Raw genomic sequence first — 12253 nt, forward strand, 5'->3', positions numbered from 1 at the left:
GCCGCGATGCAATTGCCCCTTGAGCGGACCGAGCCTCACCACCCCTGAACCCGCTCTGCCCACCGGCAGCAACCCGGAGGGAAAGCGTGGCTTGGAAGCCGTGCTGCGCCTCAAGGACTTCCGCAAACTCTGGCTGGGCCAGATCTTTTCCCAGCTGGCGGACAAGTTCTACATCGTGCTGATGGTCTTCCTGATCGATCAGCACCTGCTGCTGAAGGGGCAGGGAAGTGGCGTGCTGGCGGAGATGGCCTCGGATTACGGCCTCGACATCAGCACACGCACCCAGGTGATCACCCTGCTGGCTACAGGCATTTTTGTGGCCAACACCATCCCGGCCATGCTGCTGGGAACGGTGGCTGGCGTCTGGGCGGACCGCTGGCCCAAGCGTCGGGTGATGGTGGCCAGCAATGCCATCCGAGCCCTGTTGGTGGTGTTCGCACCGCTCTGTCTGCTACCGGGGCCCGTCTGGCTTGGTCTGCCCTGGGGCTACTGGGGGCTGGTGGGCATGACCTTCCTGGAGTCGATCCTGACCCAGTTTTTCGCCCCCTCGGAACAGGCCACGATTCCTGTGGTGGTGCCGGGAGATCACCTGTTGGCGGCCAACTCCCTCTACCAAGCCACCAGCATGGGGGCAACGATCCTGGGCTTCGCGCTGGGGGAACCGATTCTTCGTGCCCTGCACAGCAGCCTGGCGATCATCGGCATCGATGGCGGCGAGTTTCTGCTGCTTCCGCTCTGTTACGGCCTCGCGGCCCTCAGCCTGTCGCGCCTGAAGCTGCAGGAAGCCCCCAAGCCCCCCTCCAATACGTCGGTGTGGACGGAGATCGGCGAAGGATTGCAGGTGCTGCGCCGGGTGCCTTCAGTGCGTGGCGCCATGATTCATCTGGTGCTGCTCTACAGCCTGTTGGCAGCGCTTTACGTGTTGGCGCTCCAGCTGGCTGCCCTGATCGAGAACCTGGGGCCCTCAGGCTTTGGTGCCCTGCTGGCCATGAGTGGACTGGGCATGGCGATCGGAGCTGTGGTGATCGCCCAGCTGGGCCATCGGTTCAGCCGCCGCCGGCTCACGGCAGCAGGCCTGGGAACCATCACCTGGACCCTGGTGCTGCTCAGCCAGCTACGGGGATCCCTGGCCTTCACCCTGAGCCTCTGCGGAATCCTGGGCATCGGCGCAGCTCTTGTGGCGATCCCCGCGCAGACCACGATTCAGGAAGAAACCCCCGAAACCGAGCGCGGCAGGGTGTTCGGCCTGCAGAACAACCTGATCAACATCGCCCTCAGCCTGCCGCTGGTGCTGGCGGGCACCCTGGTGAGCAGCATTGGTCTTCAACCGGTGCTGTGGCTGCTGGCGGGGTTGGCCCTGGTGGCGGCGTTGATCGAACGACCGTGGCAGCGCTGCTAACTTGCGTTTTCGCCTGAGGAGGCCCAACCCGCTTGGCGCAGATTGCGTGGCTCGGCAAGAAGTCTCCCTTCTGCGGGAATGTGTCCTACGGGATCAGCACCACGGAGGCCCTGCGCAAACGCGGGCATCAGGTGCACTTCATCCATTTCGATAACCCGCGCAGCCCGGAGCGCGACGACACATCGCTGCTGGCCAACGACCCGGACGTCAGCCTGCCTTATCTGGTCAAATCGCAGGTCTACACGATCCCTTCACCCGGGGCGCAGCGGGAGCTGAGGGAATCCCTGGAGCGGCTGCAGCCCGATCTCGTGCACGCCAGCCTCACCCTTTCGCCTCTGGATTTCCGCCTGCCGGAGCTGTGTCAGCAGCTGGGCGTGCCCCTGGTGGCCACCTTTCATCCCCCCTTCGATGCAGGCCTGCGCAACCTGACGGCGGGCACCCAACAGCTCACGTACCAGCTGTATGCACCGGCCCTGGCCCGCTACGACCGGGTGATCGTGTTTTCACAGCTTCAGGCGGACTTTCTCGAGCGCCTGGGCGTTCCCGCCGATCGACTGACGGTGATTCCCAATGGTGTGGACCCCGACCGCTGGTGCCCCACCAGCCCCGGCACCCTTTCGCTGATGCATCAGCAGGTGCGGCAACGGCTGGGGCGAGAACGGATTTTCCTCTACATGGGACGCCTGGCAACGGAGAAGAACGTTGAAGCCCTGCTGCGGGCCTGGCGGCTGGTTTCACCGGAGGGCTGCCGGTTGGTGATCGTCGGCGACGGGCCACTGCGCAACAGCCTGATGAACCAGTTCAACGACGATCGGATTCTCTGGTGGGGCCACGAGCCGGACCTGGACACCCGGGTTGCTCTGCTCCAGTGCGCTGAGGTCTTCATCCTGCCGAGCCTTGTGGAGGGCCTGTCGCTGGCCTTGCTGGAGGCGATGGCCAGCGGAACAGCCTGCGTGGCCACCGATGCCGGTGCCGATGGCGAGGTGCTGGAGCAAGGGGCGGGAATCGTGCTGAGCACCCAGGGCGTCACCACCCAGTTGCGCACACTGCTGCCGGTGCTCAGGGACCAGCCGGTGCTGACCGCGGAACTGGGCCGCAAAGCCCGCCTCCGCGCCTTGGAGCGATACACGATTTCCAGCAACATCGACGCCCTGGAACAGCTCTATGCCGACCTGATGCAAGCCAGCACGGTCGCCGCCTGAGCCAGGCCATCATCGCCAGTCCAAGCCAGGAACCCAGCCCACAATCGCTGGGGTGACTGCGGCGTATTGGCTGTAATCCGGATGCAGAACCCGCAACCCCTGCTCCTCGAAGCGGGCTTTGCCCCGCAGCACAGCCGCCAGGCTGACCAACAGCAACAGATGCAGCGGGCTGCCTGTGGCCAGCACCACTCCTGCGGAACACAGCAACACCGCCCGGTACAAGGGATGCCGGCAGATGGCGTAGGAACCTGTGGCGATCAACTGATTCGCCGGCTTGGGCGCCGGCAGCGGCGAAAGGCTGGCCCCGAGACAGCGAAACGCCTCAAGGGCCCGAAACAGGCCAAAAGCCAACAGCAGCAGGCCCAGCCCGAACAGGGGTTTGGGCCAAATCGCCACACCGAAGCTGGCGGGAGCTGGCCAGACCGGCAGCAGATGGGCCGTGATCAGCAGCAGCTGGGCCAGCAGCCACCACTCACCCCGGCGGTTGTCCAACCAGCCGCCCCAACTGAAGCCCCAATCGGAGAACATTCACTCGCTGACCACCAATGTTCGGACGTTACGGCGCTGCACCAAACCCGCCAGGGTCTGCATGTCGTCCCAGCGAATCAAGCCCACACAGCCGAGCGTGCCGCTGTTGGCGTTGCGGTTGGCACTGGGGTCGAGATGAATGCCCAGATGGCCTCGCCCCGTGGGGAACTGCGGTTCAATCCCAATCCAGATCGGCCCGAGCTCGCGTGGATCAGCGGGACCCAGGGGCTCCACCGGCCCAAGGACATAGCGACCGGCGGGGAGCGGCGCGCGGGTGCCGGAGCGATGGCGATCGGCGTTCTGACGGTGGGCCCGACCGCTGACGGCATCGAAGTGCTGCACGGGCTGACCTGGGGTTTCCAAACGCAGACTCCAGATGGGATCGCCCGTGCGCGGGAGCGATCGCGTGGTGCGGTTCAGCACCAAAACCGACTCGTTGGCGGAGGTGGTGATGGATGGCGACGTGGTGGGGAGCCTGGAGGCAGAGGCCAGATCCATCTCAGCGGCAGAACAGGGCACGACCAACAGCGCCAGCAGCTTCAACGCGAGACACGACCGAACGACCACAGCAGCCAGGCAAACAGGCAGGAACCCTATGGGCGGTTTTTATTCGCCGAGGAAATAAAAGCCAGCGCTCTCACTGTCCCCTTCTGAGACCCAGCTCGAGAAAAGGTTCAGAGCTCGTTTGCGGCCAGCCGCAGCGCTTCAGCCTCCTTGGTTGGATCCAAGGCGCAGCTGTCATCCAGCAGGCGCTGCAGGCGTGGGCTGACGGCGACCACCAGGGGATTGGTCAGCACGCGCCGGCTGATGCCCAACTCCTCGAGCGAAATCGCCAGGGCTTGGCTGGCCTGGCGGCGCGGCAGACGCCCCTTCTCCACCTGACAGTCGCTGCTGGCCTTGGCCATGGCGGCATAGCCGCGAATGCGGCGGGCCAGCACCACCACGGCAACCCGGCGCTGAACCTCGGGTGCCAAAGGAGCATCCTCGGCAGCAACAGGGATGGGTGTTGCCATGGGCAGACCCAGCAACAGCGCAGCAAGGAAGCGGTAGAGACGCATCAAGGTGTCTGGAACGACCCCTCAGTCAAGCCTGGGAAATCGCTGGGCGATGCTGCTGCCGGTGTACTGCGCCACCCATCCCTCGGGGTTGTTGAACCAACGCACAGCACAGAACTGAGGCTGAGAGCCCATGTCAAACCAATGACGGGTCCCAGCAGGGACCCGCATCAGGTCGCCCCGTTCGCACAGCACGCTGAGCACCTCGGAACCGATGTGCAGCACAAACAAGCCGCACCCTTCCACAAAAAAGCGCACTTCGTCTTCGGCATGGGTGTGCTCCTCAAGGAACTTGCGGCGCAAGGGCTCGCGATCGGGGTGATCCGGCGTCATCCGAATCGCGTCGACCGTGGCGTAACCGCCATCGCGTTGAACCCGGGCAATCGCATCGGCATAGGCCTGGAGGATGGTGGCCTGGTCGGCCCCCTCCGGCAGACCCTGCTCCGCCGGCCATTGCTCAAGGCCGATACCCCGGCGGCTGAGCTCCGACTGAATCACGGCCGGATCGTTGCTCTCCAGCGCAGGTATGGGCCCATTCGCAGCATGGGCTGAGCTTTCGTCTGGAAAGATGCTGAGACGACTCATCGTCTGGACCCCGGGCGCATCGACTGCTGACCATCATCGATCCCGCCACGACTGGGGGTCTCACACTGGTGGGGATCGGCCCCGGCGATCCTTCCCTGCTCACCCTGGCCGCCGTTGAAGCCATCCGCCAGGCGGAGGTGGTGGCCTACCCGATCGGACGACCGGGGGCCGACAGCATGGCCGCCAAAATCGCCGCGGCCTGGATCCGCAGCGACCATCAGCGTCTGCCCTTGTTGTTCCCCATGGTGGAAGCCGCCGAACCGCGGCGCACCGCCTGGGGAGCGGCGGCGCAGGAGCTGCAGCAGGCCATCCGTTCCGGCCAGCAGGTGGCACTGCTGTGTGAGGGAGATGCCTCGCTGTTTGCGAGTTGCAGCTACGTGCTGCTGGCCTTGCGTCAGGCGTGGCCCGACTGTCCCATCAGCGTGATTCCCGGCATCACCTCCTGCTCGGCAGCCGCGGCTGCGGGCCTCTGGCCCCTCGCTCTGCAGCAGGACCAACTGCTGTTGCGCCCCTGCCCCGACACACCCGAGGAGCTGGAGCGGGTGCTGGACACCGCCGCGGCAACGGGACAAGTTCTGGCCCTGCTCAAGCTGGGTCGGCGCTGGAGTTGGGTGCAACCCCTGCTGAGGCAGCGAGGCCTGCTGCAACAAGCACTGTTTGCCGAGCGGGTCGGCTGGCCCGACCAGCAGATCTGTTGCGCGGATGCCGTTGCGGCCGAACCTCGCCCCTACTTCTCGCTGCTGCTGATCCGGCAGGGATGGCCGGAGGTGCTGCCCTAGGCCAGCTCTCGGCTGCGTTCCGCAGCAGCGACAACCGCTTCGATCAAGGCGGAGCGCAGGCCGATGCGTTCGAGCGCGCGAACGCCGGCGATGGTGGTTCCCCCCGGGGAGGTGACCATGTCCTTGAGCTGGGCAGGGTGCAGATTGCGACGGTCCAGCAGCTCAGCCGTTCCAGCCAGGGTGCGGTGGCTCAGCCGCAGGGCCAGGTCCCTGGGAAGACCGGCGGCAACAGCCCCATCGGCCATGGCTTCCGCCACCAGGGCCACAAAGGCAGGGCCCGACGAGGTGAGGGCAAGGAACGCATCGAGCTTGGCTTCCGCCAACTCCAGAACTTCGCCCACATCGGCGAACAGCTGCCGCACCTGATCCCGTTGCCCTTGGTCGATCCCCTCCCCCCAGGCCAGAGCTGTCAAACCAGCTCCCACCAGCGCAGGGGTGTTGGGCACCGCCCGCACACAGCGATGACCGGGAAACAAATGCTGCAACCGCGCCAGAGACACCCCCGCCAACACAGAGATCAACAGCGGTTGACCCACAACAGGTCCTGCAGCTGCCGCAACAGCATCGAGTTGCTGCGGCTTCACCGCAAGCAGCTGGATCGGAGCCGTCCAGACCTGCTGAGCGGAAGGATCATCAGCCGCAACCAAACCGATGCCAGCTGGAAGGCCCCCACGTCGTTGCTCAAGGGAGCCGGATCCTCCGACCACTGCCAACAGCTGGTCGGCCGGAATCCGTCCACGCTCCAGGAGAGGAACCACAAGGGCCTGAGCCATGCGACCCAGGCCGATCACACCGAAAGCGGGCTGCACTGCGGGCTTCAGAGAGCGGCTGCCCCCCAGGCGGGCGAGGGTGCGCTGGCGGATTCGTCGAGATCCGCCACATCGGCCTCACGGCTCACCACCGTTGGAGCCGAGGCTTCGTCTTGACCGGTGTTGGTCACGGTGACGCAGCTGGGGGCGAACAGGAAGATGCTCTCGCCGACGCGCTCCTGGTGTCCATCGATCGCGAAGGTGCCACCAGCAACGAAATCAACAGCACGCTGGGCCTGGTCGGGCTCCATCATCGTGAGGTTGAGGATCACCGTCTTGCGCTCCCGCAGCGCCTGAATGGCCCGAGGCATTTCATCGAAGCTGCGGGGTTCCATCACATTCACCTCGGACACAGCATTGCTGATGCCGGGCATACCGATCACGTTGGATCCAGGCAGATCACCACCCAGGTCAAACGGGTTGGAGTCTCCAATGGTGGCCAGTGCACCACCGTCAGCCTGCAGGGCGCGCTGGTCTTGGTCATCTTGCTCGTCGTCGTAGGCGAAATCATCCAATTCGCCATCGAGATAGTCATCGCCAGCGACGACGGCACGGAGACGGGAGATCAGCGACACCTTGGGATTCCTCTCGGTCTGAATGTGGTTCGAAAACCATGTCCCTGGATACCGTTTTCGCTGCGGCGGGGCAAGTCAATTCGCAGCGTCTGTTGACACCAATCTCGGACCGAACAGGGCCGAACCAATCCTGAGCCAGGTGCTGCCCGCTTCAGCAGCCTCTTTCCAGTCCGTGCTCATCCCCATCGAGCACTCCGCCAAGGCCAGCCGATCCGCCAGGGCACGGCAGTCGGAAAACAACGCCTTGCGCTGATCTGCAGCCATCTCGAGCGGCGCCATGGTCATCAGACCCGAGATCCGCAACCCCGGCAGAGCCTGCAGATCAGACCAAATGGCACCGAGTTCATCGGCCGACAAGCCCCCTTTGCTGGGATCGGGCCGCAGTTTCACCTGCAGCAGCACTTCAGGCTGACGGCCCTCCTCAACGGCGATGCGCGACACCCGTTCGGCCAGCGCCAGAGAATCCACCGAGTGAATGACATCGAAGGCCTTCACCACCGGCCGCACCTTGTTGCTTTGCAGGCGACCAATGAAATGCCAGCGCAAGTTCAGATCGATCAGCTCCTCCTGCTTCGGCAGAGCCTCCTGAACACGGCTTTCCCCAAAATCACACTGACCAAGCTCCGCCACGCAACGCACGGACGCGGCTGGATGCCCTTTGCTCACGGCCAGAAGCCTGGATGAAGTGGGGCGGGCTGCCTGGAGCACCTGCCAACGCGCCGCGAAGGAATCGGTCAAGGGTTCAGATGAACGTTTGATCGAACAGCTGACTCCAGGACTCGAGGTCGTCCGATCCATCACGACGGCAACGGCCCAAATGCACCTCAGCGTGGTGACGCGCATCCCCGTAGGGAATCACTTCGAACTGGGCGCCACGGGGCTGCAGGGTGACCAGGAAGAACATGCGCTGGGCATACAACGTGGCGTAGACGTCGCGGCCCTCACCTGCCGGAGCCACCCGATAGAGCATCCCGAAGGTGGGGTGATTCAGATATCGCTCGGACGCCATGCCGTGATCGGAGCTCATAGAGCACCGTACTGACCACGGAGCCCAATCACCAAGACAAGAACGACCGTCGCCAGGCCATTCAGCAGGGGAGCAGCCCGATCAGGCGGCATGCGGAAGTACGACGGACCGAGAATTCGCCCCCCACGGGCGACCAGGGCATCGGCCCCCTGCTCAGCCCTGAGAAGGATGTTGGCCAGCAGTCGCTCACCGACGGCCAGCACCAGGCCGAAACCGGCCTTGAAGCCCAGCTGACGCAGGTTGACGGCACGGCTGGCGAGAGAGCGCAGCAGATTTTGGAGCTCCTCCTGCACCAGAGGCAGAAAGCGAAGTGCCAGCAGCAGTTGAAACCCCAGACGCTCTACAGGACATCCCAGCCACTTCAAGGGAGCCAGGCACCAGCTGAGGGCCCAGACCAGGTCCTCAGGCGGGGTCGTGATCAGCATCAGGTTGACGCTGTGAATCACGGTGAAGATCAAGGTGGACGTTCGCAGCCCCAACAGCGCCGAGGCCCGATCCACCACCAGCGGCCCCAGCTGGAGACCGCCCAACTGCAGGGGGCCGAGGCGCAACAGATCCCAGGAGGGGCCTTCCGTCTCGAGCCCCGGAAGCTCGGCCGGATTGCGCAGCGGGAAGGCCGCAGGGGGATCCACAGCCGGCAAGAACATCGACAGGAGGCCCACCACAACAGCCAAGGTCATCAGCAGCAGCACAGACCTCCACCACAGCGAACGAGCCAGGCCACTGCCAAGGGTGATCAGCACCAGAGCCACCACCAAGCCAACGCGCCAGAGGGGCCCCGCCAGAACAGGAGTAAGCAGAAAGACAAGGGACCAGGCCAGCTTCAGCCGAGGGTCCAAGCGCCGGAGCCAACCCGTGGACCCATCGACGTATTGACCCATCGGGACCTGGCGCAACCAGTCCATGGCTCAGCCTTTACGACTCTGCTGACGGGCCAGGTCGCGTTCGGCATCACGCTGTTGCTTGCCGCGCCAGAACAGACGCAGCGGACTGCCATCGAAACCGAGGCCCTCGCGGATCTGACGCTCCACATAGCGCCGGTAGGTCTCTCCGAACAATTTGGGGTCGTTGACGAACAGGGTGAAGCTGGGCGGCCGGCTGGCCACCTGGGTGCCGTAATACAGCTTTCCTTGGCGTCCACCGCGGGTGGTGGGGGGACTGCGCCAGCTCAGCGCTTCCTTGAGCACCTCGTTCACAACAGAGGTACTAACGCGGCGACGGTGCTGCTCAACCGCCAGGGCGGCCAAGGCAAAGATGCTCTCCACGCGCTGGCCTGTGAGCGCCGAAGTGAACAACATCGGAGCCCAGTCGAGGAAATAGAGCTTGGAGCGCAGCTCCTTTTCCATCGCCGTCATGGTGTGGCTGTCTTTTTCCACCGCGTCCCACTTGTTGACGACCACCACGCAGGCACGGCCGTCCTCTTCAATGCGACCCGCCAGGCGCTGATCCTGCTCGGTCACCCCATCGAGGGCATCGATCACCAGAACACACACATCACTGCGTTCAATAGCCTTGAAACTCCTGTTGATGCCGAAGAATTCCGGGCCGTAGTTGACGCTGCGCCGCCGGCGGATGCCCGCCGTGTCCACCAGGCGCCAGGGACGATTCTCACGAATGATGCTGGTGTCAATCGTGTCGCGGGTGGTGCCGCGGATCGGGCTGACAATCGCCCGCTGCTCTCCGCAGATGGCATTCAGCAGACTGGATTTCCCGACATTCGGCCGTCCGATGATGGCCATCTGAATCGGCTCCTCCTCGTCACCCTCCTGATCCTTCGGGGGGAAAAAGGTGAGCACCTGATCCAGCAGTTCTCCGGTGCCGGCGCCGTGGATGGCCGAGATCGGATGGGGTTCACCCAGGCCAAGGCCCCAGAATTCGCCTGCCATCGCCAGGCCCTGTTCCGGCGACTCGCACTTGTTCACCGCCAACAGCGTGGGACAGCGGTGACTGCGTAGAAATTCAGCGATGGACTCGTCAGCGGCCGTAAGCCCCTGCTGACCGTCCACGATCACCAGAGCCACACTGGCTTCCTCGAGCGCCAGAGACGCCTGCTCCCGGATCTCCGGCAGGAACTCGCTGTCGTCGTCGAACACCAGTCCACCGGTGTCGACGACCTTGAACTCCCGATCGCCCCAGTAGCCGTCCTGGTAGGTGCGATCACGCGTCACGCCAGGCTGATCGTGAACGATGGCTTCCCGGCTGCGGCACAGCCGATTCACCAAGGTCGACTTACCGACATTGGGGCGTCCGATAATTGCGACGACAGGACGCGCCAAGGGTCTGCTCAGGCCAATCTTTCACCCTACAGAGACGCCATAAAGCCCCTGGAGAACCGAAATTATTTCGGAGCGAGACTAATGAGTCTCAGCCGAGACGGCTAGGGCGAGTTCAGTTGTTCCCTCGCCATGCTCGAGCTCGTCGCCAGCCTTGTGGTCGACCTCTCCGACCAACGCCTGACCGTCTACAACAGCGATCAGGAGGTGGTTCGCGTGATTCCGGTCAGCACCGGCAAAGCCTCAACGCCAACACCGATCTTCAACAGCAAGGTTTATACGAAGTACCGATCCACCACGATGTATGGACGCACCTACACCGTTCCCGGGGTGCCGTTCACGATGTGTGTGAGCCCGAACGAGGCCATCTGCCTCCATGCCGCCCCCTGGCAGGAGAGCGCCGGGAAACCCTTCGGCGTGCCCCGCAGCCATGGCTGTGTGCGCATGCCGCTGAACCACGCCCGTTGGCTGTTCCACAACACCCCGAAAGGCACACCCATCACGATTCAGGCCTGAGTTAGGCCACCGGATCACTTCACCGGCAGATCGCCGGGGTGCCCCTGCACCGGATCGGTAGGAGGGGGAAGCTCAGGGCCCAGGGGCCCCTGCTCCAGCAGGGGCTCGCTCCGCTGGGCCAGCCAGGCCAACAGCCAGTTCACGGCGGTGGCCCGTCGGGTTCGGCGGGGGTACAACTCACCGATGCGGTACCCCGCGAAATTGAGCTGTTGTTTGAGCAGCTGTTTGTGTTCCTTGGGAACCGAGCGGGTCAAACGAACCGACGCCGGACGCTCCGCGATCAGCTCGGGAGCCTTAGGGAAAGCATCGGCCCATTCGGGGGGTGTGTCGGGACCGGCGCACCACTGCAGTTCAGCAGGCTGATAGCCCAGACGTTCCCAGATCCTTTCGCAGACAAAGCGATCGCTGCAGCGGTCCTCGAGGATCTGCAACAGCAACGAACGACTGAGCGGCCAGGGCATGTCGGTTGCGTTGTGCAGCATGGACCCATGATTGCTTCACCCCCTCTGCAGCTTCCCGGCAATGGAACCGCGCGTCAGCTGCGCTGCCGCGTGTTGCAGTCGCCGCTGGCAGGGGTGAGCGATCGAATCTTCCGCGGCCTGGTGCGGCGCTGGGCGCCCGACGCGCTGCTGTTCACCGAAATGGTGAACGCCACCAGCCTCGAGATGGGGCATGGGCTCTTGAAGGTGGAGTCGCTCGCCGAGGAATCCGGCCCCATCGGCGTGCAACTGTTCGACCATCGCCCCCAGGCCATGGCTGATGCGGCACGACGGGCTGAAGCCAGTGGTGCCTTCCTGATCGACATCAACATGGGTTGCCCTGTGCGCAAGATCGCCCGCAAGGGGGGTGGTTCCGGCTTGATCCGTGATCCCGAGCTGGCCATCAAGATCGTGGAAGCGGTGGCAGATGCCGTGGCCGTGCCCGTCACGGTGAAGACACGCCTGGGTTGGTGTGGCAGTGATGCCGATCCCGTGCACTGGTGCCAACAGCTGGAACAAGCCGGTGCACAACTGCTCACACTGCATGGACGCACCCGCGAACAGGGCTTCAAGGGCGCTGCGGACTGGAGCGCGATTACTAACGTCCGAAAAGCCCTCACGATCCCCCTGATCGCGAACGGCGACATCAACAGCCCCGATGATGCCCTGCGCTGCCTGGATCAGACCGGCGCAGCGGGAGTGATGGTGGGCCGAGGCACGATGGGAGCTCCATGGCTGGTGGGCCAGATCGACGCCGCCCTGGCCGGTCGTGCGATCCCCGCCACACCCACCCCGTCAGCACGGCTTGCACTGGCCCGCGATCAACTGGACGGTCTGGTGGAGGATCGCGGCGACCATGGTCTGCTGATCGCCCGCAAACACATGGGCTGGACCTGCACGGGCTTCCCCGGTGCCTCGCTACTGAGGCATGCCCTCATGCGAGCCCCCACGCCCGCCCAGGCCAGGGAGCTGCTGACACAGCAGATCGACGCCCTTGCCGCGTCCGCTTGACTGGATGCCCCGACG

The 12253-nt window shown here is 64.4% G+C and carries 16 protein-coding genes; 5 read left to right on the forward strand and 11 right to left on the reverse strand.

The genetic code is table 11. From position 1 onward, the window contains the following. The first annotated feature begins 19 nt into the window (after positions 1 to 19). Positions 20 to 1399 carry an MFS transporter gene (locus tag DXY35_RS02345; protein ID WP_115080824.1) on the forward strand — a complete coding sequence of 460 codons (1380 nt, stop codon included), beginning with the start codon at positions 20 to 22 and terminating at the stop codon, positions 1397 to 1399. Positions 1400 to 1431: 32 nt separating this feature from the next. Then, positions 1432 to 2601 carry a glycosyltransferase family 4 protein gene (locus tag DXY35_RS02350; protein ID WP_115080826.1) on the forward strand — a complete coding sequence of 390 codons (1170 nt, stop codon included), beginning with the start codon at positions 1432 to 1434 and terminating at the stop codon, positions 2599 to 2601. Between the two features lie 9 nt (positions 2602 to 2610). Here the strand turns inward: DXY35_RS02350 and DXY35_RS02355 are convergent, their stop codons facing one another. The 4 genes from DXY35_RS02355 to DXY35_RS02370 all read right to left on the reverse strand — a co-directional run bounded on the left by DXY35_RS02355 (position 2611) and on the right by DXY35_RS02370 (position 4769). Next, the gene (locus tag DXY35_RS02355; protein ID WP_115080828.1) at positions 2611 to 3129 is read right to left on the reverse strand and encodes an isoprenylcysteine carboxylmethyltransferase family protein; all 519 of its coding nucleotides are present in this window, start codon (positions 3127 to 3129) and stop codon (positions 2611 to 2613) included. Continuing rightward, positions 3130 to 3627 carry a L,D-transpeptidase gene (locus DXY35_RS02360; RefSeq protein ID WP_244272871.1) on the reverse strand — a complete coding sequence of 166 codons (498 nt, stop codon included), beginning with the start codon at positions 3625 to 3627 and terminating at the stop codon, positions 3130 to 3132. 176 nt (positions 3628 to 3803) lie between these two features. Then, entirely contained in the window at positions 3804 to 4187 is a 384-nt protein-coding gene (locus DXY35_RS02365; protein WP_115080830.1) for a hypothetical protein, read from the reverse strand. Between the two features lie 21 nt (positions 4188 to 4208). Continuing rightward, positions 4209 to 4769, reverse strand: a complete 561-nt coding sequence (locus tag DXY35_RS02370) for an acireductone dioxygenase (RefSeq protein WP_115080831.1) — start codon at positions 4767 to 4769, stop codon at positions 4209 to 4211. 68 nt (positions 4770 to 4837) lie between these two features. On the opposite strand from DXY35_RS02370, the gene cobI reads away from it, so the two are divergent. Beyond that, positions 4838 to 5548: a precorrin-2 C(20)-methyltransferase gene (cobI, locus tag DXY35_RS02375; protein WP_115080833.1), complete on the forward strand. Its 711-nt coding sequence runs from the start codon at positions 4838 to 4840 to the stop codon at positions 5546 to 5548. On the opposite strand, the gene proC is transcribed toward cobI, so the two are convergent. The 6 genes from proC to der form a co-directional block, all read right to left on the reverse strand. Then, a complete protein-coding gene (proC, locus tag DXY35_RS02380; protein ID WP_371681726.1) occupies positions 5545 to 6321 on the reverse strand; it encodes a pyrroline-5-carboxylate reductase in 777 nt (258 codons plus the stop codon). The two genes, cobI and proC, sit on opposite strands and share 4 nt — an antisense overlap. A gap of 44 nt (positions 6322 to 6365) precedes the next feature. After that, positions 6366 to 6932: a cell division protein SepF gene (locus DXY35_RS02385; RefSeq protein ID WP_115080837.1), complete on the reverse strand. Its 567-nt coding sequence runs from the start codon at positions 6930 to 6932 to the stop codon at positions 6366 to 6368. A 75-nt stretch (positions 6933 to 7007) separates the two neighbouring features. Further along, positions 7008 to 7670 carry a YggS family pyridoxal phosphate-dependent enzyme gene (locus DXY35_RS02390; RefSeq protein WP_115080839.1) on the reverse strand — a complete coding sequence of 221 codons (663 nt, stop codon included), beginning with the start codon at positions 7668 to 7670 and terminating at the stop codon, positions 7008 to 7010. Between the two features lie 4 nt (positions 7671 to 7674). Then, positions 7675 to 7941, reverse strand: a complete 267-nt coding sequence (locus DXY35_RS02395) for a PipX family protein (RefSeq protein ID WP_025362464.1) — start codon at positions 7939 to 7941, stop codon at positions 7675 to 7677. A gap of 14 nt (positions 7942 to 7955) precedes the next feature. Next, the gene (locus tag DXY35_RS02400) at positions 7956 to 8864 is read right to left on the reverse strand and encodes an energy-coupling factor transporter transmembrane protein EcfT (protein ID WP_115080840.1); all 909 of its coding nucleotides are present in this window, start codon (positions 8862 to 8864) and stop codon (positions 7956 to 7958) included. A 3-nt stretch (positions 8865 to 8867) separates the two neighbouring features. Then, complete coding sequence (gene der / locus DXY35_RS02405; RefSeq protein ID WP_115080842.1) at positions 8868 to 10235, reverse strand: ribosome biogenesis GTPase Der; 1368 nt, start codon at positions 10233 to 10235, stop codon at positions 8868 to 8870. 129 nt (positions 10236 to 10364) lie between these two features. On the opposite strand from der, the gene DXY35_RS02410 reads away from it, so the two are divergent. After that, entirely contained in the window at positions 10365 to 10748 is a 384-nt protein-coding gene (locus DXY35_RS02410) for a L,D-transpeptidase (protein WP_115080844.1), read from the forward strand. A 14-nt stretch (positions 10749 to 10762) separates the two neighbouring features. On the opposite strand, the gene DXY35_RS02415 is transcribed toward DXY35_RS02410, so the two are convergent. Then, positions 10763 to 11230, reverse strand: coding sequence for a DUF1823 family protein (locus DXY35_RS02415; protein WP_115080845.1), 468 nt, complete (start codon positions 11228 to 11230; stop codon positions 10763 to 10765). Positions 11231 to 11236: 6 nt separating this feature from the next. Here DXY35_RS02415 and dusB point away from each other — a divergent pair, with 6 nt between their 5' ends. Continuing rightward, positions 11237 to 12238 (forward strand): tRNA dihydrouridine synthase DusB, encoded by a 1002-nt coding sequence (gene dusB, locus DXY35_RS02420; protein WP_115080847.1) that lies wholly within the window; start codon positions 11237 to 11239, stop codon positions 12236 to 12238. The last annotated feature ends 15 nt before the right edge of the window (positions 12239 to 12253 follow it).

This window comes from Synechococcus sp. N32, from assembly GCF_900473895.1.
Classification (GTDB): domain Bacteria; phylum Cyanobacteriota; class Cyanobacteriia; order PCC-6307; family Cyanobiaceae; genus Parasynechococcus.